The organism is Arthrobacter sp. 05N425 (assembly GCF_056397125.1).
Genome location: NZ_JBFTMU010000006.1, coordinates 114,384 through 140,432 on the forward strand (window position 1 = coordinate 114,384; position 26,049 = coordinate 140,432).

Below are 26,049 nucleotides of genomic sequence, written 5' to 3' on the forward strand. Positions count from 1 at the left end.
GTCCTAGCCCCCGGCGGCGCGGAGGACCTCCTGGATCCGCCATTTGCCGTCCACCGGCACCAGCACCAGGCGAAGCCGCTGTTGCGGGACGGCCGCCGCCTCGGCCACCACCGTCCCCGCGGCGTCGCGCTCCCGGTACGACGGCGAGGCCACGCTGAGCGACACCACGGCCCGCGCGGCTGTGCTCTCCGGCTGCCGCTTGACCAGGCTCAGGCGGGCTTCGAAGCCGTCGAGGACGTGGCCGGACACCGCCAGCCGGGAGCCGACGCCGGCGTCTGCTGCCGCGGCAGGGGACGCGGGCGCATTGACCTGTTCCAGAAGCCCGAGGTTCCCCGTGCTCAAGGCGTAGGAACGGAGGCCAGCGAGGCCGCGCACCGCGTCTTCGGGCCGTGGCGCGGCGAGCAGCTTCTGCAGAGCGGCCGGCACGGCTCCGGCCGTCGCGACCTGCGGATCGGTGGCAGCCCCGGTCACCGGTACCGCTGCCGGTCCGGACAGCGGCCGGACCTCAGGGGCCCATTCCCCCACCGCCAGCCTCCCGGCGAGCAGCAACGTCCCGAAGACGCCTGCCGCCGTGAAGAGCACCGCCGTCATGAGGACCGCCAGGCCACGCCGAACGCTCACGCGCCTAATTCCCGGCCGGACGCCCGGCCGAGCTCCCGGCTGGCGGCGCACCGGCGGGGACGCGTGCCGCGCACTTGGTCCGACCGGGGGGTGCAGCGCCACCCGGCGCCGCCAGCGCCACAGCCGCGACGCCCGCCTTTCCCGCGCGCCGGCCGGAAGGGAGCGCCGGGTCAGCAGTTGCGGCAGCACGGTCGAATGCACCGACACGGAAAGATCCACGGGCGCCGCCGGGGCGCCGCGGAAAATCGCCTCGGCCAGCTCCGCGGCCGACGGCCGCCGGCGTCGGTCACTGCACAGTCCCGCCTCGAGCGCGTCCGCGAGCTCCGCCGGAACGGCGGGAACCAGCAGCGGCAGCGGCGGACGCTGGGGTTCCGGCTCCGGCGCCCGGCCGGTGAGGCAAAACCAGCCCAGCGCCGCCACGGAGTAGACATCCCTTTCAGGCTGGAGCCCGGCCCGGACGGCATCCACCGGGGCCGGGTCCCGGAACCCGTCCGTGCCGGCGCCGGAGGCATCCTGCGGCTCCGCCAGCATCCGCCCCACCCCGAGGTCGGCCAGCAGCGGCTTTCCCTGCGCAGTGAACAGCACGTTGCCCGGTGAGACGTCGCCATGGGTAAATCCGGTCCGGTGCAGGTACGCCAGCGCCTGGGCGATCGGGGTCAGCACCGTGACGGTCTCCCCCGGCGCCAGGATGCCCCGGGCCCCAAGGAGTTCGGCCAGCGAGCCGCCGGCGGCGTAGTCGAGCACAAGCCCCAGCCCGGGGCCGCCGCTGGTCCCGTAAGCCACCCGCACCACGGCATGCGCCTTGACGAGGTGCTCATGGTCAAGGGCGGAGAGGATCCGCACCTCACGCCGCACGGCTTCCTCGGCATCCACCGCCCGTCGTCGTTCCCGCTGCGGCTCTCCCGCTGGACCGACGGCGTTGAAGCACTTCAGCGCCACGTCACGCCGCGTCAGGTGGTCAGTGGCGAGCCAGACGGCGGCGCTGCCGCCGCGGCCCAGCAGCCGCCCGACGTCGTATCCGGAAACCTCCGGGGCCGGGGCGGGGTCGGAAGCGGAAGCAGGGGACGCGGACCGTTCGTAATCATCCATGGTTTAGGAATAGCGGATCTTCGATTTCCCTGCAGGAGTTATCCACAGGCATGAGAGCTTCACCACAGAATCGGTGGGCGCGACAGCCGAGGACTAAGCTGGATGCCATGACTCTTGAGTTCTCCCAGCTGGGTCTCGCCCCTGAATTCGTCGACTACACCCGCGGCTGGGACATCCAGCGCGAACTCCACGAGAAAGTCGTCGCCGGAACCGCACCCAGCACCGTTCTGCTGCTCGAACATTCCCCGGTCTACACCGCAGGTAAACGCACCGAGGACCACGAACGCCCTTTCGACGGGACCCCCGTGGTGCCCGTGGACCGCGGCGGCAAGCTGACCTGGCATGGCCCGGGCCAGCTGGTGGGCTATCCCATCATCAAGCTGAAGAACCCGGCCGGCATCCGTGACTACGTCGAACGGCTCGAAGCCGTCATCATCGCTGTCCTGGCCGACTACGGCATCGACGCCGTCCGGATCAAGGGCCGTGCCGGCGTCTGGATCGAGCAGGACGAGAAGGGCCCGGCGCGTAAAATTGCCGCGATCGGCATCCGGGTCCACGAGGGCGTCACCATGCACGGCTTCGCCATCAACTGCAACAATGACCTCGCCCCCTACGGCCAGATCATCGCCTGCGGCATCACCGACGCCGGCGTCACCACGATCGCGCAGGAGACCGGCCGGGATGTCGCCCCGGCAGACCTCGTGTCGCGGATCACCGAGGAACTGCGCAACAATGAAGAAGCCCTAGTTGCAACCCACGAAGGAGCTCTACTGTGACACTGGCACCAGAAGGCCGGAAGATGCTGCGTATTGAGCAGCGCAATGCGGCCACCCCGGTGGAACGGAAGCCCGAGTGGATCAAGGCCAAGGTCCAGATGGGCCCGGAGTTCGTCCAGCTCAAGAACCTCGTCAAGAAGGAAGGCCTCCACACCGTCTGTGAAGAGGCCGGCTGCCCCAACATCTTCGAATGCTGGGAAGACAAGGAAGCGACCTTCCTGATCGGCGGCTCCGAGTGCACCCGGCGCTGCGACTTCTGCCAGATCGACACCGGCAAGCCCTCCCCCGTGGACATGTTCGAGCCCACCAAGGTGGCCCGCTCGGTCCAGTCCATGCAGCTGCGCTACGCCACCGTCACCGGAGTGGCCCGCGACGACCTCGCCGACGAGGGCGTCTGGCTCTACGCCGAGACGGTCCGCAAGATCCACGAGCTGAACCCGGGCACCGGCGTCGAACTCCTGATCCCCGATTTCTCCGGCAAGCCCGAGCACATCGAGGCGATCTGCGACTCCAAGCCCGAGGTGTTCGCGCACAACGTCGAGACTGTCCCCCGGATCTTCAAGCGGATCCGTCCCGCGTTCCGTTACGAGCGGTCCCTGGACGTCATCACGCAGGGCCGCAAGCTGGGCATGGTCACGAAATCCAACCTGATCCTGGGCATGGGAGAGACCCGCGAGGAGATCTCCGAGGCACTGCGCGACCTGCACGAGGCCGGCTGCGACCTGATCACCATTACCCAGTACCTGCGCCCGTCCGAACGCCACCTTCCGGTAGACCGCTGGGTCAAGCCGCAGGAGTTTGTGGACCTGCAGCAGGAGGCCGACGAGATCGGTTTCCTCGGCGTGATGAGCGGCCCGCTGGTGCGTTCCTCCTACCGTGCCGGCCGGCTCTGGGCCACCGCGATGCGCAAGAAGGGCTGGGAAATCCCGGCCGAGCTGGCGCACATCGAAAGCTCCGGCAGCACCCGCCAGGAAGCCAGTTCGCTGCTCGCGGCGCACTCCTGACAGACACCGCACACCATTGCCGCCCAGGGCCGGCACCGGAGCAATCCGGTGTCCGGCCCTGAGCCGTGCATCACGTAGAATTAAGGCACTATGGCGAATTTCCCTGACTCCAGCACGTCCACTTCTTCAGCCGATGAGCCGAAGCGTGGCCTTTTTTCCCGCAAGCCCAAGGAAGCCAAGGCCAAGAAGCCGAGCCGGCTGAAGCAGATCAGGGAAGTCTTCCAGATGACCCGCCGCCACGATCCGATGGTCCCGTGGCTCATGCTGCTGGCGTTCCTCGGCGTCGTCGCGGTCAGCTTCCTGGTCGGGTTCCTGCTGGATAACTGGATCACGGGCCTGATCATCGGCATTCCGCTGGGCATTCTGGCCGCCACCCTGATCCTGTCCCGCCGCGCCGAGCGCGCCGCGTTCGCCCAGATTGAGAACCAGCCGGGGGCCTCGGGCGCCGCACTGGGCACCCTGCGCCGCGGCTGGATCACCGAGGACCAGCCGGTCGCCGTCAACCCGCGCACCCAGGACGCCGTCTTCCGCGCCATCGGTCGCCCCGGCGTCGTACTGGTCAGCGAGGGCCCCAGCCACCGGGTCAAGCCACTGCTCGACGGCGAACGCAAGCGCCTCGCCCGCATCCTGCCCAACGTCACCATCCACGTGATCGAGAGCGGCCGGGGCGAGGGCCAGGTGCCGATCAGCCAGGTCGCCAAGAAGATGGGCAAGATGAAGAACGAACTGACCAAGACCGAGGTCAGCACCGTTTCGAAGCGCATCTCCTCGCTCGGCAACCGCCTGCCGATCCCCAAGGGAATCGACCCCTACAAGGCCCGCCCCGACCGCAAGGCGGCCCGCGGCCGCTAGGGACGCCCGTTGGCCACAGCTTTCCCGGGGCGCCCCGGTTGCCGGCATCTTGCCGGGAGCCGGGGCGGTCCACTTTAACCCCTGCGTTATCCCTGACGACCGACCGTACGACGCCGGGCGCCGGCCCCAGCGCGCGGAACCGCCACGACCGAATCCGGAGACTGCCCCATGAAACTTCCCGCCAAGACCGCCGTGATCAGGATCTTCCGGATCCTGGCCGTCGCCGAAGCCTTCAGCTGGGCAGCACTGCTGGTGGGAATGTTCCTCAAGTGGGTGCTCCGGACCACCGAACTGGGCGTCGAACTGGCGGGGCCGGTCCACGGGGCGTTCTTCATCGGCTACGGCCTGTCCGCCCTGGCGCTGTGGCGGCTGCAGCGCTGGCCGTTCCGGGTGGCGCTGTTCGCAGGGCTCTCCGCGGTCCTGCCGTTCACCACCATCTGGTTCGAACGCTGGGCCGGCTGGCGCGGCTATCTGGCTGAAGGTCCGCACGGAGTCACATCGATCCCGGCCGAGGAAACAACCCGGGTCTAGAGTCAGCAGGGTCCGGTGGGATCACCTTGCGGCACCACGCCCGTCCATTCACCACAAACGGCCGCTTAGTCGGGTGCCATAGCGGCCATTTTCGGCAATTCGCAGCCGCTTTCGGCACAGAACAGCGGCGGATTCGTCCCCGACGCCCAACCCCGCGGCGGCTACATCCGGACGAGCACCGTGTTCATGGCCTTGTCGTGCAGGCCGCGGTGGTCCGGGTCGAAGATGACGGCGGGAATCACCAGGCAAAGCAGCACGCTCCGGACCAGGGCCGGGAGCGGACCCGCCGGACCGCCGCCAAGCCGGATGACGTGGATCCCCATGATCCGGTGCCCGATGCTGTAGCCCAGGGTTCCGACCAGCAGGGCCTGTTCGACGGCGAACACCGCCAGCGTGGCCCAGGAGTTCCCGCCAAAAGCGAAGTTGCTGATCAACAGGGCGATCCCCCAGTCGATGCAGATGGCCAGGATCCGCCGGCCCGCGCGGGCAATCGAGCCGGGGCCGGACTCGGGCAGGCCCAGCCGCTCCCCCGGATACTTGGAGATGCCGGACGTGTCCGGTCCGCTGAGCCACGAGCCTATGTCTTTACGATCAACCACCCCCCAAGCCTATCGTCTCCCGGGCGGCCCTCGGGGGTGTTCACCATCTGGACGCTGGGCGGTCACAGATCAGACCCGGATAGGCCACACTGTGGACAGCGACTAGCTTTAACACGTCAGCGCATTCTGTAACCTGCCCGAAACAAAGCGGACACCGTGGGGAAATCCCGTGTCCTTAGGGTGGTAACAGTTGCTAGCGGCACCGTAGGCGGGGTGAACACTGCGTTTTCCCCGCCGTCGGACTGCGCTGGACCACACGGCCTCACGGCCAGATCTTTCATATGCGTAAGGAGCATAGATGTTCAAGACTGCGGACGAAGTCCTCAAGTTCATCAAAGACGAAGACATCAAATTCGTTGATATCCGCTTCACCGACCTCCCGGGCGTTCAGCAGCACTTTAACGTCCCCGCCAAGAGTGTTGACGCGGACTTCTTCGTCAACGGCCAGCTTTTCGACGGATCGTCGATCCGCGGTTTCCAGGGCATCGCCGAGTCGGACATGCAGCTCATCCCGGACGTCACGACGGCGTTCGTTGACACCTTCCGCATCGAGAAGACCCTCGCGCTGAACTTCTCCATCGTGAACCCGCGCACGGGCGACCCGTACCACCGCGATCCCCGCGGCGTGGCCGAGAAGGCCGAGGCCTACCTGGCCTCCACCGGCATTGCCGACACCGCGTTCTTCGCCCCCGAGGCCGAGTTCTTCGTCTTCGACAACGTTCAGTACCAGTCCTCCCCGCAGGGCAGCTTCTACAAGATCGACTCCGAGGAAGCCCACTGGAACACTGGCCGCGAAGAAGAAGGCGGAAACCTCGGTTACAAGACCCCCGTCAAGGGCGGTTACTTCCCGGTCTCCCCGACCGACAAGCAGGCCGACCTGCGCGACGCCATGTGCATCGCGCTGGATGAGGCCGGCCTTGAGGTCGAGCGCAGCCACCACGAGGTCGGTTCCGCCGGCCAGGCTGAGATCAACTACAAGTTCACCACCCTGACCCACGCGGCCGATGACCTGCAGAAGTTCAAGTACGTCATCAAGAACACCGCCGATGCCTGGGGCAAGTCGGTTACCTTCATGCCGAAGCCGGTCTTCGGTGACAACGGCTCGGGCATGCACTGCCACCAGTCGCTGTGGAACGGCGGCGAGCCGCTCTTCTACGACGAGAAGGGCTACGCGGGCCTGTCCGACACCGCCCGCTGGTACATCGGCGGCCTGCTGAAGCACTCCTCCGCCGTCCTGGCCTTCACCAACCCGACGGTGAACTCCTACCGCCGCCTGGTCAAGGGCTTCGAAGCTCCGGTCAACATGGTGTACTCGCAGGGCAACCGCTCCGCCGGTATCCGCATCCCGATCACGGGCTCGAACCCGAAGGCCAAGCGCATCGAGTTCCGCGCTCCGGACCCCTCCTCCAACCCGTACCTGGCCTTCGCGGCCCAGCTGATGGCCGGTATTGACGGCATCCGCAACCGCATCGAACCGCCGGCGCCGATCGACAAGGACCTCTACGAGCTCCCCGCCGAGGAAGCCAAGGACATCCCCAAGGCCCCGGGCACGCTCGAGGAAGCCCTGGAAGCCCTGGCCGAGGACAACGAGTTCCTGCAGGCCGGCGGCGTCTTCACCCAGGACCTGATCGACACCTGGATCGAGTACAAGTACGAGAACGAGATCCGCCCGCTCTCGCTGCGCCCGAACCCGTACGAGTTCGAGCTCTACTACGGCGTCTAGCCCGCAGACAAAAGGCCGGTCCGGAGGTTCGCGAAACCTCTGGGCCGGCCTTTTTTGTGTCATGTGCCGCTTAGCCGGGCTGTCCAGGCCGGGGTCAAGCCGCTTTGTGCCGCACCCGGAGATAATTAGCCGTCCGTCTCCGCCAATTCGAGGCTACGCTTGGTCCCAGGAACTACATCGAGGAGCGGTGATGTCCCGGTTCCGAAGCTTTATACGCCAACACCTCGTGGCCGACGACCCGGCACCCGGCTACTCCCGCCTGGACCGCCGCGATGGCCTCGGGGAATCGGCGGCGGTTGCGGCAACGCCGGGCGAGCCAGCAGGATCCCCGACGGCGCCCACCCCCGCACCCGCCCCGGCAGACTCCCCGGACGCGGCTCTCGCCGCAATTGAGGAAAGACTCACGGCAGACGAGAACGAATTTGTCGGCGGCGTGGCCGACCAGTCCGCCCGGGACAGGCGCTACCTGCTAGCCCTCGTTGAGGAGCGGCGGACCGTGATTGAGCGGGTGGAGGAATTGGCTGCGCACCTGGACCGCCTCGCTCCCCATGACCGGCACTACTCCCGGCTCATCCGGGCAGCCCTCACCTCAGCGGATGACAACCGGCCCGACGGCGGCGAAACCTCCCACCCGGCGTAGTGGCGTGGCACAATCCGTGGTGTGGATATTGTGGAGTTTCTAGAAGCTCGAATCGATGAAGAAGAAGCAGAGCTCCGGCACGCCCCCGTTCCGGACCACTCGGCGTCTCCCCCGCTCGCCGCGCCAATGCGCGCCGAGTGTGCCCAGAAGCGGGAGATCCTGGCGCGCTGGAAGCGGGCCTCGGCGGACCTCTTCGACAGCACGGACGCCCAGGGCGAACTGGCCATGGCCCGCCGCGCCATGCTCAACATCCTCGCCGCAGGTTACGAGGACCACCCGGATTTCGACCCGGAGTGGGCCGCGACCCACGAATGAGTGCGGCGCGTTCCGCACGTAACATCACAATCAGCAGCCCGGGCGGACTGTCTCGTGGGCCGTTCAAAACCCCCGGTACATGATCCGCTGCGGGCCGGCGTCGCCGCCCAGGTATTGCCCGCGGTCCTCGAATCCGGCCTTGCGGTAGGCGGCCTGACCCGCCGGGTTGGCCTCGTTGACGGACAGGACGACGCCGCGCTGCTCCCCGCCCAGCGCGGACGTGAGCCTGGCGGCTTCACGCACGGCCGCGGCTGCCGCGGCCGCACCGAATCCCCTGCCCTGCTGCCGCCGGTCCACGAGGAAACCGCGCAGCAGCCAGGCGGAATCGTCGTCGGCCCAGCCGGCGGCGCGTGCGGCCCCGGCCTGCAGGGTTGCCACGCCGACGGCCGAGCCGTTGGAATCCATGACATAGGGAAAGCGGCTACCCTCTTCGAGTCCCATCAGCATCATCCGCAGCGGATCCCCGACGAACTTCCGTTGCCCCTCGCCCAGCTCCAGTCCGGCGACCTCCCCGAGCTTGATGGCCCGGGCGTCGTCGTCGAGGTTCTTCAAGGCGATCAGCCACACGTGTTCAGACATATCAGAAGCGTATCCAAAGCCGGGCTGCCCCGCCGTCGGGCAGCCCGGCGGACAACGCCTAGAGGACCTTGGAGAGGAATTCCCGGGTCCGCGGCTGCTGCGGGTTGCCGAACAACTCCTCCGGAGCGCCCTGCTCGCAGATGACGCCGTCGGCCATGAACAGCACCCGGTCGGCCACTTCACGGGCGAAGCCCATCTCGTGGGTGACCAGCACCATCGTCATGCCCTCGCGGGCAAGGTCCTTGATCACCTGCAGCACCTCGCCGACCATTTCCGGGTCCAGCGCGGACGTGGCCTCGTCGAAGAGCATGATGTCCGGGTTCATCGCCAGCGCCCGGGCGATCGCCACGCGCTGCTTCTGGCCGCCGGAGAGCGACGCCGGACGGGCATCGGCCTTCTCGGCGAGACCAACGCGCTCCAGCAGTTTCAGGGCGTTGGCCCGGGCTTCGTCCTTGCCCTGTTTCTTCGACTCCACCGGTGCCAGCATGATGTTCTCGATCACGGACATGTGCGGGAACAGGTTGAAGTGTTGGAAGACCATGCCGATGTGCCGGCGCACCTCGTTGATGTCCACCTTGGGGTCGGTCACGTCGAAACCGTCCACCGTGACGTGGCCGGCGGTGATGTCCTCCAGCTTGTTCAGGCAGCGCAGGAAAGTGGATTTGCCGGAGCCGGAGGGCCCGATCACGCAGACCACCTCGCCTTCGGCAACCTCCGCGTTGATGCCCTTGAGGACTTCATTGGCGCCGAAGGACTTCTTCAGCTCCCGGACGGAAATCTTGCTGGGTGCAGTGACTGCCGTGCTCATTTGTTGAACCTCTTATCCGCAACGTTGGCCAGCTTGGTCAGCAGCATGATCACCACGAAGTACAGGACCGCGACGATCAGCAGGGTTTCGGTGATCCGGAAGTTCCCGGCGTAGATCTGCTGGCCCTGGTAAAGCAGTTCGGCGAAGCCGATGGCGAGCAGCAGCGAGCTGTCCTTGAGCATGATGATGAGCTGGTTGATCAGGGACGGCGTCATGATCTTGAACGCCTGCGGGACCACGACTTTCTGCATGGATTTCGCGTAGCCCAGGCCCAGGCTGCGGCTGGCTTCGAGCTGGCCCGGGTCCACGGACTGGATGGAGCCCCGGACGATTTCGGTGATGTAGGCGCCGGCGTTGAGGCTGAGGGTCAGCACGCCGGCCACCCAGATGTCGATCGGCTGGCCGGTCAGCTGCGGGATGCCGAAGTAGAAGAAGAAGGCCCAGACCAGCAGCGGGGTCCCGCGGAAGATGCTGACGAAGGTGGTGGCGATCCCGCGCAGCAGCGCGCTCGTGGAGATCTTCATGAACCCCATGAAAAGGCCGATCAGCATGGCCAGGGCGAAGGAAATCGCGGTGACCAGGACGGTGTTCCCGAGGCCCTTCATCAGGGCGGGGAAGCTGTTGGCCAGCAGCTCCCAGAAGCTGGACTGGGCGGCCTGCGTGGGGTCCTTGAGGTACTTGTCCAGGATTTCCTGGTACTTGCCGCTGGACTTCAACTCCGCCAACCCGGTGTTGAACGCCTTCAGCAGTTCCGGGTTCTTGCCCTTGTTGACGGCAAAACCGTAGGAGCCGCCCTTTTCCTTCTCGGACACGGCCTTGAGGCCGTTGTTCTGGCTGATCCCGTAGGCCAGCACCGGGTAGTCATCGAAGACTGCGACGGCGTTGCCGGACTTCACGAGTTCGTACATGGTGGCGGACTGGTCCAGGGACTTGACCGTGAAGCCGTACTTGCCGGCGATCGACTTGGCGAACGTCTCGCCCTCGCTGCCGGTCTTGGCGGTGACCGTCTTGCCCTTGAGGTCCTCGTAGCCCTCGATGTCCTTGTTGGACTTGGCGACGGCCATCTGGACGCCCGATTCGAAGTACGGGTCGGAGAAGTCGTAGATCTGCTTGCGGGGTTCCGTGATCGACATGCCGGCGATCACGCCGTCGACCTGGTTGGAGGACAGCGCCTGCAGGGCCGCGTTGAAGCCGAGCGACTTGATCTCGACGGCGAATCCCTGGCTCTTGGCGATCTCACGGATGATGTCCATGTCGATTCCGGTCAGTTCACCGCCGGCGTCACGGAATTCGAAGGGGGCGAACGTGGTGTCCGTGCCGATGACGAAGGTCTTTCCGGAAAGGCTCGACGGCGCGGCGGCCGGCTGGGCCCGATCGACGGACTGGTGCGCTGCGGGTGCGGCCGCGGGGGCCGCGGCGGCACCTGAGGCACCGAAGAGCATGGCGGCGAAGGCCAGCAACGCTCCGACGACCGTGGCCGTCCGCGGCCGGGCGGCCCCGGTCTGCTGGAGTCTGGGCAAGTTAAACAACCCCTAGGTAAGTGCGGCAGCCGGTCCGGAGGACCGGCAAAGTACCCCTCGAGGCTACCCGCATTTGACCGACGGCGAGGCAGATGTCGGCCCGGCCGCCTACTGGCCGTAGAAGACGCGCTCGAAGACGGCCCGTGCCCGCCGGCTGAGCCGCAGGTAGTCCTCCTCAAGCTCGGCGGCGTTGCCGTGGCCGTAGCCGCACCAGCGGGCCACGGCTTCCAGGTCGCGGCGCGAGGACGGCAGCACGTCCGAGGCGCGTCCGGTCCAGATCACGTTGGCGGAGCGGATCCGGCTCGCCAGCCGCCAGGCCCGCAGCAGCAGCACCACTTCCCCGGCCTCCAGCAGCTCCAGGCTGGCGGCTGCTTCGAGGGCCTGGACGGTGGAAGTCGTCCGCAGCTCCGGATGCCTGCCGGCATGCCGCAGCTGCAGCAGCTGCGCGAGCCATTCGACGTCGCTCAGGCCGCCGCGGCCCAGTTTCAGGTGCCGGGCCGGGTCCGCGCCGCGTGGCAGACGTTCGGACTCCATGCGGGCCTTGACCCGCCTGACCTCACGGACATCCTGCTCCGCAACGGTCTCCGGGTAGCGGATGGGATCGATCAGCGCTACGAAATCGGCGGCAAGTTCGTCGTCGCCGGCCATCGGCCGGGCACGCAGCAGCGCCTGGGCCTCCCAGATGAGGGACCAGCGGCGGTAGTACTCGGCGTAGGACTCCAGCGAACGCACCATCGGTCCGCTCTTGCCCTCCGGGCGCAGGTCCGCGTCCACCATCAGCACGCGTTCGGCGAGGATGGCAGGTTTGAGCGGCTGGGTCAGCAGGCTGGAGAGCTTGCCGACAATCCGGGCTGCCTGCTGTTGCGCCTCGTCCTCCGGCACGCCGGGCAGGCCGCGGTGCACATACATGACGTCGGCGTCCGAGCCGTAGCCGATCTCGCGGCCGCCCTGACGCCCCATCGCCACCACCAGCACCCGGGTTTTGAGTGGTTCCCCGGCGGCAACGACCGTCTCGGCCACCCGCAGGGCGCCGAGGACGGCGGCCCGGTCGGTATCGGCCAGGGCCGCGCCCACCTGGTCCTGGTCCAGCAGTCCGGCGCTGTCCGCGATGGCGATGCGCAGGATCTCCCGGCGTCTGATMAGCCGGATCAGGCGCATGGCGCTTTCCGGGTCCGAGTGCCGGGACATCTTGGAGGTGATCTCCAGCCACTGCGCCTCGTAGCTGAGCGGCGCCAGGTCCTTGTCCGAGCCGAGCCAGGCCACGGACTCTGGCGAGACCTCCAGCAGGTCCGAGATGAGCCGGGAATTGGAGAGCACATGGCACAGCCGCTCGGCCGCCGCCGTCGAGTCCCGCAGCAGGCCGAGGTACCAGTGCGTGGTGCCGAGCGCCTCGCTGACCCGGCGGAAGGCCAGCAGCCCGCCGTCGGGGTCCACGCCCTCGGCGAGCCAGCCGAGCAGGATCGGCAGCAGCTGGCGCTGCAGCGCGGCGCGCCGGCTCACGCCGCCGGTGAGCGCCTCGATGTGCCGCATGGCGCCGGGAGGATCGAGGTAGCCGAGCGCGGCGAGCCGGCCTTGCGCGGCTTCGGGCGTGAGCTTGGCCTCCTCGCTGCTCAGCGCGGCCGCGGTGTTGAGCAGCGGCCGGTAAAAGATGCGTTCATGCAGTTCCCGCACGGAACGCTTGGTCTGGCGCCAGGCCTTGAGCAGCGCGTCCGGGTGCGGACGTTCGTTGGAGAACGGGCCCAGCACCGCCTTGGCGAGGGAGCGCAGCGACGCTTCCTTGACCGGCATCAGGTGGGTGCGGCGCAGCTGGAAGAGCTGGATCCGGTGCTCGAGCAGGCGCAGGTACCGATAGTCGCGGTCGAATTCCTTGGCGTCGGAGCGTCCGATGTAGCCGCCGGCGGAAAGCGCAGCGATGGCCGAGGTGGTGTCCCGGCAGCGCAGGGTTTCGTCGGATTTGCCGTGCACCAGCTGGAGCAGCTGGACGGTGAATTCGACGTCGCGCAGCCCGCCGCGGCCCAGTTTGATCTGCCGCTGCTCCTCCTCGGCCGGGATGTGCTCGGTGACCCGGCGGCGCATCGAACGGACCGACTCGACGAACCCTTCGCGGCCCGCGGAGGACCAGATCAGCGGCGCGACGGCGGCCTCGTAGCGGGCGCCGAGCCCGGCGTCGCCGGCGATGGTGCGGGCCTTGAGTAGGGCCTGGAATTCCCAGCTTTCGGCCCAGCGCGCGTAGTAGCTCTCGTGCGAGGCCAAGGTGCGCACCAGGGGCCCGGACTTGCCCTCCGGCCGGAGGTTGGCGTCGACCTCCCAGAGCCCCGGCTCCCGGCCGGTGGACATGATGGCCCGTGAAATCCCCGAGGCCAGGGCGGTGCCGATGGTGTTCGCCCGCGAGTCCTCCAGGGCGCCGGCCTCGATCACATAGATGACGTCGACGTCGGAGATGTAGTTCAGTTCGCGGGCGCCGCACTTGCCCATCCCGATCACGGCCAGACCGATGTCGGCCACGTCCGCTGCGCTGAACTGCTCCGCCGCCTCGGCCCGGGACACGGCCAGGGCTGCCTCGATCGCGGCGCCGGCCAGGTCAGCCAGTTCGGCCCCGACGGCGGGCATGAAGTCCAGCGGATCGGCGGCGCAAATGTCTTTGATGGCGAGCTCCACGAGCCCCCGCCGGTACGCCGTGCGGAGGGCCTCGTACCCTTCCTGCCCGGTCACGGCCGCGACCGGACGGGCGGCCTTCGGGTCGGCGCGGACCGACTGCAGCAGCCGGGTGCGCAACCCGGCGGCGTCGGCTGCCTGCGGCTCGGGGCTGGCCGTCGTGTCGAAGGCGTCCAGGTGCTCGGGGTGCCGGATGAGGAACTCGCCCAGCGCCTCGGAAGCGCCGAGCACCCGGTAGAGCGGCTCGCTGCGGTCCGGCTCGGCCGCGGCCAGGTCCCGCAGCTTCGGGTGTTTCTCGATCAGCCGGACCAGGGACTGCAGAGCCGTGTCCGGGTTGGCGGCCAGCTGCAGCCCGGCAAACAGGGCATCCTCGTCCAGGCCCGCCAGCTCCGGGGCGGCCAGGAACCGCTCGCCCTTGTCCAGGTCGTTAAAACCCGCGGCGATGAGGCGCCGTGCCAGGCTCACCGCGGCCGCCTAAAGGATGGCCAGGTTGCGCTGCAGCTCGTAGGGCGTCACCTGGAGGCGGTAGTCCTGCCACTCGGCCCGCTTGTTGCGCAGGAAGTGCTCGAAGACCTGCTCGCCCAGGATCTGCGGCATGAGCTCGGAATCCTCCATGGTCCGGATCGCGTCGTGCAGGCTGGCCGGCAGCGGATCGTGGCCCATGGCACGGCGCTCGGCCGAGCTCAGCGACCAGATGTCGTCCTCGGCGGCGGCGGGCAGCTGGTAGCCCTCTTCGATGCCCTTCAGCCCGGCACCAAGCAGCACGGCGTAGGCGAGGTAAGGGTTGGCGGCCGAGTCGATGCCGCGGTATTCGATCCGCGCGGACTGGCCCTTGCCGGGCTTGTACAGCGGAACCCGGACCAGGGCCGAGCGGTTGTTGTGGCCCCAGCTCAGGTAGCTGGGCGCTTCTCCCCCGCCCCAGAGGCGCTTGTAGGAGTTCACGAACTGGTTGGTCACGGCAGTGAATTCGGGGGCGTGCTTGAGGATGCCGGCGATGAACTGCCGGGCCGTTTCGGAGAGCTGGAATTCCGCCCCGGCTTCGTAGAAGGCGTTGGTGTCGCCCTCGAACAACGAGAAGTGCGTGTGCATGCCGGAGCCCGGGTGCGCGGTGAACGGCTTGGGCATGAAGGTCGCGTAGGTCCCCTGCTGCAGCGCGACCTCCTTGATCACGGTGCGGAAGGTCATGATGTTGTCCGCGGTCTGCAGGGCGTCCGCGTAGCGCAGGTCGATCTCATTCTGGCCCGGGCCGGCCTCGTGGTGGCTGAACTCGACCGAGATGCCCACCGACTCCAGCATGGTCACGGCGGTCCGCCGGAAGTCCTGCGCCACGCCCCCGGGAACGTGGTCGAAGTAGCCGCCCTCGTCCACCGGAACCGGCGCGCCGTCCGGGCCCGGCTGCTGGGACTTGAGCAGGTAGAACTCGATTTCGGGGTGGGTGTAGCAGGTGAAGCCCATGTCCGCGGCCTTCGCGAGGTTGCGCTTGAGGACGTTGCGCGGATCCGCCGCGGAGGGCTCGCCGTCGGGCGTCAGGATGTCGCAGAACATCCGCGAGGTCGCTTCCGTCTCGCCGCGCCACGGCAGGATTTGGAAGGTGGAGGGGTCCGGCTGGGCCAGCATGTCGGATTCGAAGACGCGGGCCAGGCCCTCGATCGAGGACCCGTCGAAGCCCAGGCCCTCTTCGAAGGCGCCTTCAACTTCGGCCGGGGCGAGGGCCACAGACTTCAGCGATCCCACGACGTCGGTGAACCACAAGCGCACAAAGCGCACGTCACGCTCTTCGATCGTCCGCAGGACAAACTCTTGCTGGCGGTCCATGGTGCCTCTTTCCGGGTCTACGTCCGTGCCCCGGACCCGTCCCGACTACTCGTCCTGGCTGGCGCCCGCAGCTGCTCTCGAATCACTCTACTAAGCATTCCCGGGGATTGCTGGCGTAGCGCACCGGCGTAACACACCGTTAACACAACGGCCGCCGAACCGCCGCTTGGGTGTCCCTCCCGTGGTGCCCGGACGCCCCGTTTGTGACGGCTATCACCGGGCCGGGGGGCCGCCCGGTAGCTAGGACGCCGGGTATCGCACTACGCTCGTGGCATGGCCCCCAGCAACAGCCCCGATTCCAGCACGTCCGCAGAACTCGCCGCACCCTACGGCAACGGCCCCGCAACGGGCGCGGCCGGCGCAGGCCAGGAGCCGGCGCCGGACAGCGCCGCCAAAGACAGCGCCGCCAAAGACACTGCCGCCAAACCCGCCGGCCGCATCCGCACGCACCACCTGCGCCAGGCCAAGCTCAACGGTGAGCGCTTCGCCATGCTGACGGCTTACGACCAGTACACCGCCGAGATCTTCGATGCGGCCGGCATCGAGGTGCTGCTGGTCGGAGATTCGGCCTCCAACAATGTCTTCGGCAATGAAACGAGCCTGCCCGTCACCGTGGACGAGCTGATCCCGCTGTGCCGCGCGGTAACCCGTTCCGCGCGGCGCGCCCTCGTGGTGGCCGACCTGCCCTTCGGCAGCTACGAGGTCTCCGCCCAGCAGGCAGTGGCGACGGGCGTACGGTTCCTCAAGGAAGGGCTCGCGCACGCGGTCAAGATCGAGGGCGGCAAGTTCTATGCCGAGACCGTCCGGGCCATGGTCCAGGCCGGCATCCCGGTGATGGCGCACATCGGCTTCACGCCGCAAAGTGAGCACGCCCTCGGCGGCTACCGGGTCCAGGGCCGCGGCGACGACGCCCAGCGGCTGATCGACGACGCCGTCGCGCTGGCCGACGCCGGCGCGTTCTGTGTGCTGATGGAAATGGTTCCGGCGCCGACGGCGGCCGCCGTGGACGCCGCCGTCGAGGTCCCCACGATCGGCATCGGCGCCGGCAACGCGACCACCGGCCAGGTGCTGGTGTGGCAGGACATGGCCGGGCTGCGCGGCGGAAAGATGGCCAAGTTCGTCAAGCAGTACGCGGATCTGCGGACCACCCTCAGCGACGCCGCGAAGGCCTACGGCGACGACGTCCGATCAGGCCACTTCCCCGGCCCGGAACATTCCTTCTAACCGCAAAGCAACGGGTTCCAGCAGGGGCCGGAGCGGCCGGCACAGCGCTTCAACTTCCACTGCGCCGCGAGCGTGGACTTGCCGGAGCCGGGCAACCCGTGGACCAGGAGGACAACGGGAGCCGGCACGCCGTTACGCGTCGTCGTCGCCCTTTTCCCAGGCCTCGTTGCGGGCCTTGACCTTTTCGAGGGCGTGTTCGGCTTCCTCGCGGGTCTTGTAGGGGCCGATCAGCTGGCTCCAGTCGGACATGGCGTCTTCCTCGATCTCGTGGGTGTTGACGTTGTACCAGTATTCGGTCATCGGGGCTCCTTCTGCGTGTGCCTGGTTCCGGCTGTTTTTCCGGATGCATTTTCCGCTGTATTTTCCGGGCTGCGCCCGGGGGCTTATAGAATCAATCTATGCCTTCCCTCACCTCGACTGCACCCATCGGCACCCTTGTCCCGGGAACAGTCAGCCCGCAGCTTGCCGTGCCGGCGTCCATACCGCGCCCTGAATACGTCGGCAAGCCTGCTCCGGCCAAGTTCACGGGCTCAGAGGTCAAGTCAGCCGAGACCATCGAGAAGATCCGGATCGCCTCACGGATTGCCGCCCAGGCCATCGTGGAGGTCGGCAAGCACATCGTCCCCGGCGTCACCACCGACCAGCTGGACAAGGTGGGGCACGAATTCCTGCTCGACCACAACGCCTACCCGTCCACCCTCGGCTACCGTGGTTTCCCCAAGTCCCTGTGCTCCTCGCTCAACGAAGTGATCTGCCACGGCATCCCGGACAGCACCGTGGTCCAGGACGGCGACATCCTGAACATCGACATCACGGCCTTCATCGGCGGCGTGCATGGCGACACCAATTACACCTTCCTCGTGGGCGACGTCGACGAGGAGTCCAGGCTGCTGGTCGAACGCACCGAAGAGTCCCTGCGCCGCGCCATCCGCGCCGTGGCCCCGGGCCGCGAAATCAACGTGATCGGCCGGACCATCGAGTCCTACGCCAAGCGATTCGGCTACGGCGTAGTCCGGGACTTCACCGGGCACGGCGTCGGTGAGGCCTTCCACACCGGGCTGATCATCCCGCACTACGATGCCGCCCCGGCCTACAACACCGTCATGGAGGCCGGCATGGTCTTCACGATCGAGCCGATGCTCACGCTGGGCACGGTCGAATGGGACATGTGGGCCGATGACTGGACGGTGGTGACGCGCGACCACAAACGGACCGCACAGTTCGAGCACACCCTGCTGGTCACGGAGTCCGGCGCCGAAGTCCTGACCCTGCCCTGATCCCCGCACCGCCTTTCAAAAATCAACAACAAGACCCACCCCGCCCCTGCCACGAACGGAACAACATTGGCCAAGAAGGACGAGAAGTCGAAGAAGAACGCACCGCTGATCGGCATCGACATCGGTGGCACCGGCATCAAGGGCGGAATCGTTGATCTGAAGAAGGGCAAGCTCGTCGGCGACCGGCTCCGCGTGCCCACCCCGCAGCCGTCCACTCCGGAGGCCGTTGCCGAAGTCGTGGCGCAGGTGGTAGCGGAGCTGTCCAAGCGTCCCGACGCCCCCGCAGCCGACTCTCCGGTCGGCGTGACCTTCCCTGGCATCATCCAGCACGGCGTGGTCCACTCGACGGCGAACGTCGACAACTCCTGGCTGAACCTGGACATCGATGCCCTGCTCACCGCACGGCTCGGCCGCCCGGTCGAGGTCATCAACGACGCCGACGCCGCCGGCCTGGCCGAGGCCCGCTACGGTGCCGGCGAAGGCATCTCCGGCACCGTCCTGGTGATCACCCTCGGCACCGGCATCGGCTCCGCCTTCATCTTCGACGGCAAGCTCGTCCCCAACGCCGAACTGGGCCACTTGGAAATCGACGGTTTCGACGCCGAGAGCAAGGCCTCCGCCGTCGCCCGTGAGCGCGACGGCCTGAGCTGGGCCGAATACAGCGTGCTGCTGCAGCGCTACTTCTCCCACGTCGAGTTCCTCTTCTCACCGGAACTGTTCATCGTGGGCGGCGGCATCTCCAAGCGGGCCGACGAATACCTGCCGCACATGTCGTTGCGCACGCCGATCGTTCCGGCCGAGCTGAAGAACGACGCCGGCATCGTGGGCGCGGCCATCGAGGTCGCCCTCACGCACAAGCTGGCCAAGTAGTCCCGGACGCACAACAACCCAACTGACTGGCACTAGGTGTCGTTTTGAACGCTCAAAGCGACAACAACTGCGAGTCAGTTGGGTTGGAGCCGGTGGTGGCCACGGCTTCCCCTCCGCTGCCACCACCGGAACTTGGTTGAGCCTAGAGCGGGCTCTTCTGCGAGCTCTTGCCTTCCAGCCCCTTGGACTCGGCCTCATGGCGGAGCAGGGCGATGGCGGACTCGAAGTCTTCCAGCGATTCGAAGGCCTGGTACACACTCGCAAAGCGCAGGTAGGCCACCTCATCGAGGCGCTGCAGGGGGTTGAGGATCGCGAGGCCCACCTCATGGGCATCTATCTCGGCTGCGCCGGAGGCCCGGATGGTCTCCTCGACTTCCTGGGCCAGCATGGCGAGGTCGTCTTCGGTGACGGGGCGGCCCTGGCAGGCCTTACGAACGCCGTTGATGACCTTGCTGCGGCTGAACGGCTCGCCGACGCCGGAGCGCTTGATCACGGTCAGGCTAGTGGTTTCCACCGTGGTGAACCGGCGTCCGCATTCGGGGCACTGCCGGCGGCGCCTAATGGCGGAGCCGTCGTCGGCGATGCGGCTGTCCACCACGCGCGAATCAGGGTTACGACAGAACGGGCAATACACGTCGGTTCCTCCCCTGTCGCAAGCTGGATCCCTGTAGAGAGCCGAGGCACCACGTTTGGTGCTTCCGGGATCAGTTTACGACTAGATGTTGCTGAATAACAAGCCTGTAATTACTACATGTTGTGGTTGGGCGCTGTTCCGGCGGGACTGCCCGCCAGCCGCCCTAACTGCTGGCCGAGAACCGTGCGGTGACTGCTTCGCCGTGAGCAGGCAGGTCCTCCGCGCCGGAGAGGCTGACGATGTGCCTGCTGACCTCCTCCAGCGCGCTCCGGCTGTAGTTGATCACCTGGATGGCGCGCAGGAACGTGGTCACGTTGAGCCCGGAGGAGAACGCGGCCGTTCCGCTGGTGGGCAGCACGTGGTTGGAACCGGCGCAGTAGTCGCCCAGGCTGACCGGGCTGTAGTCCCCCACGAAGATGGCGCCGGCGTTGCGGATCCGGGCGGCGACGCCGGCGGCGTCCGCGGTCATGATTTCAAGGTGTTCAGCCGCGTAGGCGTCGCAGGCAGCGATGCCCTGCTCAAGGTCCTCGACCAGCACGACGCCGGACTGCGGACCGGACAGGGCCTGCCGGACCCGGGCGCTGTGCTTGGTCGCGGCGGCCTGGAGTTCGAGCTCGCGGCGGACGGCGGCGGCGAGTTCCTCGGAGTCGGTGATCAGCACGGAAGCGGCCTGCGGGTCGTGCTCGGCCTGGCTGATCAGGTCGGCCGCGACGAGGCCCGGGCGCGCGGTGGCGTCGGCCAGGATGGCGATTTCGGTGGTGCCGGCCTCCGAGTCGATTCCCACCACACCCTTCACAAGCCGCTTGGCGGTGGCCACGAAGATGTTTCCGGGTCCGGTGACGACATCGACCGGGTCGATACCGGCGTCGATGCCGGCGGCAGCGCCGGTCCCGGTCCCGGCTCCGGTCCCGGTTCCCGTTCCGGTTCCACCGGGGATGCCGTAGGCGAACGCTGCAATGGCCTGGGCGCCGCCGATCGCATAGACCTCCTCAATGCCCAGCAGGCACGCCGCCGCCAGGATCGTGGGGTGCGGGAGGCCGCCGAAGTCCTTTTGCGGCGGCGAGGCCAGGGCAATGGATTCCACGCCTGCTGCCAGCGCCGGGACCACGTTCATGATGACCGAGGAGGGGTAGACCGCCAGACCGCCGGGGACGTAGAGCCCGACCCGGGCCACCGGGACCCAGTTCTGGCTGACCACGGCACCTTCGCCGAGTTCGACGTCGGTGTCGGCCGGACGCTGAGCGTCAGCGAAGCGGCGTGCCCGGCGGATGGACTCCTCCAGGGCGGCGCGCACTGCGGGGTCCAGGCCGTCCAGGGCTGCCTTGAGGGCTTCGGCGGGAACCCGCGGGTGGGCTTGTTCGACGCCGTCGAAGTTCAGCGCCAGCTCGCGCAGCGCCTCGAAGCCGCGCGTCCGGACCGACGAAATAATGTCCAGGACCTTTTGCTCCGCGTCGGCCACGGTGCCGTGCTGCGCCCGCGGAACGGCGGCGCGGAGCCCGGCGAGGGACAACTGCTGCCCGCGCACGTCCACGGTGCGGAAGTTGAGGGCGGAGGGAGCGGAGGGCACAGGGCTGTCAGCAGTTGGAGTCACTCGTCCATTTTACGCTCCGGCGCGGTGCCCCCGGACGCCGGTTTGGGCTCCGATGAGCCAAACACTGTGGAGAGGAAGATCGCGAGGGCGATGGCAGCAGGCCAGATGACCAGCATGGCGTAGGCCCGGAGCGAGAAGGCGATGCTGGCGCTGGCCGAAGTATCCACCGGAGCGCTCCACCAGGTTCCGGCGAGCACGCCGGTCCCCCAGGCCAGCAGGGCCCCAACGGCACCCGCGGCGACGGCCAGGACCACCGTCGCGGTTCCCAGCCGGGCGGGCCGGTTGCCGGCAATGAAGATCCCGGACAGGCAGCCGGCCAGCAGGAACAGCCCGGCCAGGACAAGGTCCCGCGGCAGCCACGTTTCGGGGTTGCTGCCGGCGGCCAATGCCGGGTCCCGGGTAATGAGGTTCAGCCCGGTCGGCGCCAGCAGCCACCACAACAGTCCCACCGGAACACCTGCAGCGGCGATCACGGCCAGCCCCGTCCACGGCACGGACGCGCCCGGCCGGCCGGGCGCGGCAGGCCAGGGTCCGCCGTCGTGGTCGTGAACGGGCACGTGCACCGCAGGTTGTGTCATGCAACAAACCTTAACAAAGGATCCGGCGGCGCCGGACATTACGCCGCCGCACGGGACGTGACGCCCGGAACCCTCCCGGGCGCCGGCCGAATACCGCAGGCGGCGCCCGCAGGAATACGCTGGCAGTGAGCACCAGTCGCAGAACAGCAGGGAGATGACCCACCGTGGCCTCAGCCGAAGAAGCCTTCGAAGGAACGTTTAAGGAAATGTTCCGCCGCCATGCGGCCGGAGTCGCCATCATCACCGTGAACTACGACGGCGTCCCTTACGGTTTCACCGCAACTTCGGTGGCGTCCCTATCGGCCAAGCCGCCCCGGTTCACCTTCAACATGGCGCGGACCTCCCGCTCCTGGCCCGCCGTCGCGAATTCCGGCTACATCGGCGTGCACATGCTGGGGTTGGGCAATCAGCAGCTCGCCGACCGCTTCGCCCGTTCCCGGGACCGCTTCGAGGGCGACCATTGGGAGCTCGGGCCCCATGAGGTCCCCATCCTCAAGGATGTCTCCGGCTGGCTGATCGGCAAGATCCAGATGCGGCTCTCTTTCGAAAACAACGCGGTAGTGGTCGTCGAGGTGGTCGACGGCGCGATCGGCGGCGAGGGCGCGCCGCTGCTCTACCACGGCGGCAGCTACGGCCAGCCGGTGCCGCTCGACTACGAAATCTAGGCCGCCCGCGGGCCGTTTCGACGGTTCCCTGCCGCCAGGACGCTCAGCGGCGTCGAGCCAGCAGGGAACCGTCGAAACGCGGGTCAGCTGTCCAGGCAGGTCGGGCCGAGCAGCACCTTCAGGTCGCCGAACAGGGACGGGCTGGGGTTGACGCGCAGATGCACGGGCAGGCCCATGACCTCCACCCGGGAATCGCCGTGCAGGTGCAGGCGCACCTCCGATTTGCCCCGGTGGGTCCTGAGGACTTCACCGAGTTCGTTCACCACGGCCTCGGTGGCCTTGTGCGTCGGCATGGTGATCACCAGCGGCCCGTCCAGGCCTTCGCTGAGGTCCGGCACCGAGAGTTCCATGCAGTTCAGGGCCACCGCGCCGTCGTCGCGGCGCTGCAGCCGGCCCTTGACGACGACGATCAGGTCCTCGGCCAAAACCGAGGCGATCGGTCCGTAGACCTGGCCGAAGAACATCACTTCCACAGAGCCGCCGAGGTCCTCGATCTCGGCGCGCGCGTAGGCGTTGCCGCTGGCCTTGGCGATCCGGCGGCTGAGCGAGGTGATCATGCCCGCGATGGTGATGATCGCGCCGTCGTGCGGTCCGTCCTCGGCGATGATCGAGGTGATCGACTGGTCCGCGTGCTGGCTGAGCAGCCCCTCGAGGCCCTGCAGCGGGTGGTCCGAGACGTAGAGTCCGAGCATGTCGCGTTCGAAGGAGAGCTTGTCCTTCTTCTCCCACTCGGGCAGTTCGGGGATCTCGATGCTCAGCGAGGACTCCGACTCGGTGTCATCGATGCCGGCGAACAGGTCGAACTGTCCGATCGCCTCGTTGCGCTTGAGCGTGATGACCGAGTCGATGGCTTCTTCGTGGATCATGGCCAGGGCACGGCGGTGGTGGCCGAGCGAGTCGAAGGCGCCGGCCTTGATCAGGGATTCGATGGTGCGCTTGTTGCAGACCACCGCCGGGACCTTCATCAGGTAGTCCTTGAAGGAGGTGTAGGCGCCTTCGCGTTCGCGGGCGGCCACCATCGCGTCGACGGCGTTGGCGCCGACGTTGCGGATGGCTCCCATGCCGAAGCGGATGTCGTTGCCGACCGGGGTGAAGTTGAGCGCTGACTCGTTGACGTCCGGCGGCAGCACGGTGATGCCCATGCGGCGGCATTCGTTGAGGTAGATCGCCGATTTGTCCTTGTCGTCGCCGACGGAGGTGAGCAGGGCCGCCATGTATTCCGGCGCGTAGTGAGCCTTCAGGTACGCGGTCCAGTAGGAGATCACGCCGTACGCGGCGGAGTGCGCCTTGTTGAAGGCGTAGTCGGAGAAGGGCAGCAGGATGTCCCAAAGGGTCTTGACCGCGGCCATCGAGTAGCCGTTGTCCTGCATGCCCTGGGAGAAGCCGGCGAACTGCTTGTCCAGCTCGGATTTCTTCTTCTTGCCCATGGCGCGGCGGAGGATATCGGCCTGGCCCAGGGTGTAGCCGGCGAGCTTCTGCGCCACCGCCATGACCTGCTCCTGGTACACGATCAGGCCGTAGGTGCCACCGAGGATCTCGGCGAGCGGCTCCTCGAGCTCGGGGTGGATCGGGATGACGTCCTGGATCTTGTTCTTGCGCAGCGCGTAGTCGGTGTGCGCGTTGGCGCCCATCGGTCCCGGGCGGTACAGCGCCAGCACGGCGGAGATGTCTTCGAAGTTGTCAGGCTTCATCAGCTTGAGCAGGGAGCGCATGGGCCCGCCGTCGAGCTGGAAGACGCCCAGGGTGTCGCCGCGGGCCAGCAGCTCGTAGGAGGCGGCGTCGTCCAGGGCGAGGGATTCGAGGTCCAGGTCCACGCCGCGGTTCATCTTAATGTTTTCCAGTGCGTCGGAAATGATCGTCAGGTTCCGCAGCCCGAGGAAGTCCATCTTGATCAGGCCGAGGCCCTCGGAGGTCGGGTAGTCGAACTGCGTGATGACCTGGCCGTCCTGGAAGCGGCGCATGATCGGGATGACGTCGATGATGGGGTCCGAGGACATGATGACGCCGGCGGCGTGGACACCCCACTGCCGCTTCAGGCCCTCGATGCCGAGCGCGGTCTCGAAGACCTTCGCGGCTTCCGGGTCCGTGCTGATCAGCTGCCGGAAGTCCCCGGCCTCACCGTAGCGCTTGGCCTCGGGGTTCTGGATGTCGGCCAGCGGAATGTCCTTGGCCATCACGGCGGGCGGCAGCGCCTTCGTGAGCTGCTCGCCCATGCTGAACGGGTAGCCCAGCACGCGGGAGGAATCCTTGAGGGCCTGTTTGGTCTTGATCGTGCCGTAGGTGACGATCATGGCGACGCGTTCGTCGCCGTACTTGCGTGTTACATAGTCGATCACTTCGGAGCGGCGCCGGTCATCGAAGTCGACGTCGAAGTCGGGCATGGAGACGCGGTCCGGGTTCAGGAAGCGCTCGAAGATCAGGCCGTGGTGCAGCGGGTCCAGGTCGGTGATGCGCATGGCGTAGGCCACCATGGAGCCGGCACCGGAGCCACGGCCGGGGCCCACCCGGATGCCGTTGTTCTTGGCCCAGTTGATGAAGTCGGCCACCACCAGGAAGTAGCCCGGGAAACCCATCGAGGTGATGACTTCGAGCTCGTAGTCGGCCTGCTGGCGGACCTTGTCCGGGATGCCCTGGGGGTAGCGGTAGTGGAGGCCCTTGTCCACTTCCTTGACCAGCCAGGACGTCTCGTCCTCCCCTTCCGGGCAGGGGAAGCGGGGCATGTAGTTGGCGCCGGTATTGAACGACACTTCGCAGCGTTCGGCGATCAGCAGCGTGTTGTCGCAGGCGTCGGGGTGGTCGCGGAACAGTTCCCGCATTTCCTGCGGCGACTTCAGGTAGTAGCCGCTGCCGGAGAAGGCGAAGCGTGAACCGCCGTTGTCATACGTGGGCTCCAGCAGGGTGGAGCCGGACTGGATGGCCAGCAGGGCTTCGTGCGCCTTGGCGTCGTGCTCGTGCGTGTAGTGCAGGTCGTTCGTGGCCACCAGCGGGAGGTTCAGTTCCTTGGCCAGCCGCAGCAGGTCCCCGGTGACGCGCCGCTCGATGTCCAGGCCGTGGTCCATGAGTTCGCAGAAGTAGTTCTCGGCGCCGAAGATGTCGCGGAACTCGGCCGCGGCCTCGAGGGCTTCCCGGTACTGCCCGAGCCGGAGCCGCGTTTGGACTTCGCCGGACGGGCAGCCGGTGGTCGCGATCAGGCCCTCGGAATAGGTATTCAGCAGCTCGCGGTCCAGCCGCGGCCACTTGCCGAAGACGGAGTCCAGGGAGGCGATCGAGGAGGCACGGAACAGGTTCCGCATGCCGACGTTGTTGTAGCTCAGCAGCGTCATGTGCGTGTAGGCGCCACCGCCGGAGATGTCGTCCTTGCGCTGGTTCTCTTCGCCCCAGCGCACGCGGGTCTTGTCCGTGCGCGCGGTCCCCGGCGTGACATAGGCCTCGACACCGATGATCGGCTTGATGCCCTTGTCGGTGGCCCGCTTCCAGAAGTCGAACGCCCCGAAGAGGTAGCCATGGTCGGTGGTGGCCAGGGCGGGCATGCCCAACCGCTCGGTCTCATCAAAGAGTTCCCCGAGGCGCGCCGCGCCGTCCAACATGGAGTACTCGGTGTGGTTGTGGAGGTGGACGAACGAGTTGTTGCTGGAAGTCACCGAATCATTCTAGTGCCGGGCAGCGACACCCACGTGCCCGGC

23 protein-coding genes are annotated in these 26,049 nt (G+C 67.4%); 11 read left to right on the plus strand and 12 right to left on the minus strand.

Annotated elements, in window-relative coordinates:
• Window positions 1–3: 3 nt before the first annotated feature.
• Window positions 4–1,710, minus strand: a complete 1,707-nt coding sequence (locus tag AC1DGE_RS10570) for a serine/threonine-protein kinase (RefSeq protein ID WP_476917432.1) — start codon at window positions 1,708–1,710, stop codon at window positions 4–6.
• Window positions 1,711–1,817: 107 nt separating this feature from the next.
• Between AC1DGE_RS10570 and lipB the strand changes: the two genes are divergently transcribed.
• The 4 genes from lipB to AC1DGE_RS10590 all read left to right on the plus strand — a co-directional run bounded on the left by lipB (window position 1,818) and on the right by AC1DGE_RS10590 (window position 4,873).
• On the plus strand, window positions 1,818–2,486 hold the full coding sequence (gene lipB / locus AC1DGE_RS10575) for a lipoyl(octanoyl) transferase LipB (protein WP_441418858.1): 669 nt from the start codon (window positions 1,818–1,820) through the stop codon (window positions 2,484–2,486).
• Window positions 2,483–3,490: a lipoyl synthase gene (gene lipA / locus AC1DGE_RS10580; RefSeq protein WP_175321644.1), complete on the plus strand. Its 1,008-nt coding sequence runs from the start codon at window positions 2,483–2,485 to the stop codon at window positions 3,488–3,490. Before lipB ends, lipA begins: the two co-directional genes overlap by 4 nt.
• A 90-nt stretch (window positions 3,491–3,580) precedes the next feature.
• Window positions 3,581–4,342, plus strand: a complete 762-nt coding sequence (locus AC1DGE_RS10585) for a DUF4191 domain-containing protein (protein ID WP_175321643.1) — start codon at window positions 3,581–3,583, stop codon at window positions 4,340–4,342.
• Between the two features lie 168 nt (window positions 4,343–4,510).
• Window positions 4,511–4,873 carry a DUF3817 domain-containing protein gene (locus AC1DGE_RS10590; protein WP_476917433.1) on the plus strand — a complete coding sequence of 121 codons (363 nt, stop codon included), beginning with the start codon at window positions 4,511–4,513 and terminating at the stop codon, window positions 4,871–4,873.
• Window positions 4,874–5,034: 161 nt separating this feature from the next.
• Here AC1DGE_RS10590 and AC1DGE_RS10595 read toward each other — a convergent pair whose 3' ends face one another.
• The gene (locus AC1DGE_RS10595) at window positions 5,035–5,472 is read right to left on the minus strand and encodes an RDD family protein (RefSeq protein ID WP_441418860.1); all 438 of its coding nucleotides are present in this window, start codon (window positions 5,470–5,472) and stop codon (window positions 5,035–5,037) included.
• Window positions 5,473–5,770: 298 nt separating this feature from the next.
• On the opposite strand from AC1DGE_RS10595, the gene glnA (AC1DGE_RS10600) reads away from it, so the two are divergent.
• The 3 genes from glnA (AC1DGE_RS10600) (at window position 5,771) to AC1DGE_RS10610 (ending at window position 8,150) form a co-directional block, all read left to right on the plus strand.
• Window positions 5,771–7,195 carry a type I glutamate--ammonia ligase gene (gene glnA / locus AC1DGE_RS10600; protein ID WP_138769611.1) on the plus strand — a complete coding sequence of 475 codons (1,425 nt, stop codon included), beginning with the start codon at window positions 5,771–5,773 and terminating at the stop codon, window positions 7,193–7,195.
• Window positions 7,196–7,385: 190 nt separating this feature from the next.
• Window positions 7,386–7,835, plus strand: coding sequence for a hypothetical protein (locus AC1DGE_RS10605; RefSeq protein WP_441418861.1), 450 nt, complete (start codon window positions 7,386–7,388; stop codon window positions 7,833–7,835).
• Window positions 7,836–7,856: 21 nt separating this feature from the next.
• Window positions 7,857–8,150, plus strand: a complete 294-nt coding sequence (locus AC1DGE_RS10610; RefSeq protein WP_476892740.1) for a DUF6221 family protein — start codon at window positions 7,857–7,859, stop codon at window positions 8,148–8,150.
• 63 nt (window positions 8,151–8,213) lie between these two features.
• Here the strand turns inward: AC1DGE_RS10610 and AC1DGE_RS10615 are convergent, their stop codons facing one another.
• The 5 genes from AC1DGE_RS10615 to glnA (AC1DGE_RS10635) form a co-directional block, all read right to left on the minus strand.
• Window positions 8,214–8,729, minus strand: a complete 516-nt coding sequence (locus AC1DGE_RS10615) for a GNAT family N-acetyltransferase (RefSeq protein WP_441418863.1) — start codon at window positions 8,727–8,729, stop codon at window positions 8,214–8,216.
• A gap of 58 nt (window positions 8,730–8,787) precedes the next feature.
• On the minus strand, window positions 8,788–9,537 hold the full coding sequence (locus AC1DGE_RS10620) for an amino acid ABC transporter ATP-binding protein (RefSeq protein WP_441418864.1): 750 nt from the start codon (window positions 9,535–9,537) through the stop codon (window positions 8,788–8,790).
• Entirely contained in the window at window positions 9,534–10,979 is a 1,446-nt protein-coding gene (locus tag AC1DGE_RS10625) for an amino acid ABC transporter substrate-binding protein/permease (protein WP_441418934.1), read from the minus strand. The genes AC1DGE_RS10620 and AC1DGE_RS10625 overlap by 4 nt, the downstream gene beginning before the upstream one ends.
• Before the next feature lie 186 nt (window positions 10,980–11,165).
• Window positions 11,166–14,177: a bifunctional [glutamine synthetase] adenylyltransferase/[glutamine synthetase]-adenylyl-L-tyrosine phosphorylase gene (locus tag AC1DGE_RS10630; protein ID WP_476892741.1), complete on the minus strand. Its 3,012-nt coding sequence runs from the start codon at window positions 14,175–14,177 to the stop codon at window positions 11,166–11,168.
• 9 nt (window positions 14,178–14,186) lie between these two features.
• Window positions 14,187–15,527, minus strand: coding sequence for a type I glutamate--ammonia ligase (glnA, locus tag AC1DGE_RS10635; protein ID WP_138769615.1), 1,341 nt, complete (start codon window positions 15,525–15,527; stop codon window positions 14,187–14,189).
• Window positions 15,528–15,800: 273 nt separating this feature from the next.
• On the opposite strand from glnA (AC1DGE_RS10635), the gene panB reads away from it, so the two are divergent.
• On the plus strand, window positions 15,801–16,751 hold the full coding sequence (panB, locus tag AC1DGE_RS10640) for a 3-methyl-2-oxobutanoate hydroxymethyltransferase (RefSeq protein WP_441418866.1): 951 nt from the start codon (window positions 15,801–15,803) through the stop codon (window positions 16,749–16,751).
• Window positions 16,752–16,883: 132 nt separating this feature from the next.
• On the opposite strand, the gene AC1DGE_RS10645 is transcribed toward panB, so the two are convergent.
• Window positions 16,884–17,051: an SPOR domain-containing protein gene (locus tag AC1DGE_RS10645; RefSeq protein ID WP_175321618.1), complete on the minus strand. Its 168-nt coding sequence runs from the start codon at window positions 17,049–17,051 to the stop codon at window positions 16,884–16,886.
• 98 nt (window positions 17,052–17,149) lie between these two features.
• Between AC1DGE_RS10645 and map the strand changes: the two genes are divergently transcribed.
• Both map and ppgK read left to right on the plus strand, forming a co-directional pair.
• On the plus strand, window positions 17,150–18,028 hold the full coding sequence (gene map / locus AC1DGE_RS10650; RefSeq protein ID WP_441418867.1) for a type I methionyl aminopeptidase: 879 nt from the start codon (window positions 17,150–17,152) through the stop codon (window positions 18,026–18,028).
• 66 nt (window positions 18,029–18,094) lie between these two features.
• The gene (gene ppgK, locus AC1DGE_RS10655; protein WP_441418868.1) at window positions 18,095–18,898 is read left to right on the plus strand and encodes a polyphosphate--glucose phosphotransferase; all 804 of its coding nucleotides are present in this window, start codon (window positions 18,095–18,097) and stop codon (window positions 18,896–18,898) included.
• Window positions 18,899–19,040: 142 nt separating this feature from the next.
• Here the strand turns inward: ppgK and nrdR are convergent, their stop codons facing one another.
• The 3 genes from nrdR to AC1DGE_RS10670 form a co-directional block, all read right to left on the minus strand.
• Window positions 19,041–19,532, minus strand: coding sequence for a transcriptional regulator NrdR (gene nrdR, locus AC1DGE_RS10660; RefSeq protein ID WP_175321615.1), 492 nt, complete (start codon window positions 19,530–19,532; stop codon window positions 19,041–19,043).
• A 163-nt stretch (window positions 19,533–19,695) separates the two neighbouring features.
• A complete protein-coding gene (gene hisD / locus AC1DGE_RS10665; RefSeq protein ID WP_476917434.1) occupies window positions 19,696–21,123 on the minus strand; it encodes a histidinol dehydrogenase in 1,428 nt (475 codons plus the stop codon).
• A complete protein-coding gene (locus AC1DGE_RS10670) occupies window positions 21,120–21,701 on the minus strand; it encodes a hypothetical protein (RefSeq protein WP_441418870.1) in 582 nt (193 codons plus the stop codon). Before AC1DGE_RS10670 ends, hisD begins: the two co-directional genes overlap by 4 nt.
• Before the next feature lie 206 nt (window positions 21,702–21,907).
• On the opposite strand from AC1DGE_RS10670, the gene AC1DGE_RS10675 reads away from it, so the two are divergent.
• Window positions 21,908–22,366, plus strand: coding sequence for a flavin reductase family protein (locus tag AC1DGE_RS10675; protein ID WP_175321743.1), 459 nt, complete (start codon window positions 21,908–21,910; stop codon window positions 22,364–22,366).
• Window positions 22,367–22,449: 83 nt separating this feature from the next.
• Here the strand turns inward: AC1DGE_RS10675 and dnaE are convergent, their stop codons facing one another.
• Window positions 22,450–26,007: a DNA polymerase III subunit alpha gene (gene dnaE, locus AC1DGE_RS10680; RefSeq protein ID WP_441418871.1), complete on the minus strand. Its 3,558-nt coding sequence runs from the start codon at window positions 26,005–26,007 to the stop codon at window positions 22,450–22,452.
• Between the last annotated feature and the right edge of the window lie 42 nt (window positions 26,008–26,049).

Excerpts from the sequence above, each read along its gene's own strand:
- AC1DGE_RS10570 (WP_476917432.1), bottom strand. The coding sequence starts at position 1,710 with ATGGATGATTACGAACGGTCCGCGTCCCCTGCTTCCGCTTCCGACCCC.
- lipB (WP_441418858.1), top strand. The coding sequence starts at position 1,818 with ATGACTCTTGAGTTCTCCCAGCTGGGTCTCGCCCCTGAATTCGTCGAC.
- AC1DGE_RS10585 (WP_175321643.1), top strand. The coding sequence starts at position 3,581 with ATGGCGAATTTCCCTGACTCCAGCACGTCCACTTCTTCAGCCGATGAG.
- AC1DGE_RS10590 (WP_476917433.1), top strand. The coding sequence starts at position 4,511 with ATGAAACTTCCCGCCAAGACCGCCGTGATCAGGATCTTCCGGATCCTG.
- glnA (WP_138769611.1), top strand. The coding sequence starts at position 5,771 with ATGTTCAAGACTGCGGACGAAGTCCTCAAGTTCATCAAAGACGAAGAC.
- AC1DGE_RS10605 (WP_441418861.1), top strand. The coding sequence starts at position 7,386 with ATGTCCCGGTTCCGAAGCTTTATACGCCAACACCTCGTGGCCGACGAC.
- AC1DGE_RS10615 (WP_441418863.1), bottom strand. The coding sequence starts at position 8,729 with ATGTCTGAACACGTGTGGCTGATCGCCTTGAAGAACCTCGACGACGAC.
- AC1DGE_RS10620 (WP_441418864.1), bottom strand. The coding sequence starts at position 9,537 with ATGAGCACGGCAGTCACTGCACCCAGCAAGATTTCCGTCCGGGAGCTG.
- AC1DGE_RS10625 (WP_441418934.1), bottom strand. The coding sequence starts at position 10,979 with ATGCTCTTCGGTGCCTCAGGTGCCGCCGCGGCCCCCGCGGCCGCACCC.
- glnA (WP_138769615.1), bottom strand. The coding sequence starts at position 15,527 with ATGGACCGCCAGCAAGAGTTTGTCCTGCGGACGATCGAAGAGCGTGAC.
- panB (WP_441418866.1), top strand. The coding sequence starts at position 15,801 with ATGGCCCCCAGCAACAGCCCCGATTCCAGCACGTCCGCAGAACTCGCC.
- AC1DGE_RS10645 (WP_175321618.1), bottom strand. The coding sequence starts at position 17,051 with ATGACCGAATACTGGTACAACGTCAACACCCACGAGATCGAGGAAGAC.
- map (WP_441418867.1), top strand. The coding sequence starts at position 17,150 with ATGCCTTCCCTCACCTCGACTGCACCCATCGGCACCCTTGTCCCGGGA.
- AC1DGE_RS10670 (WP_441418870.1), bottom strand. The coding sequence starts at position 21,701 with ATGACACAACCTGCGGTGCACGTGCCCGTTCACGACCACGACGGCGGA.
- AC1DGE_RS10675 (WP_175321743.1), top strand. The coding sequence starts at position 21,908 with ATGTTCCGCCGCCATGCGGCCGGAGTCGCCATCATCACCGTGAACTAC.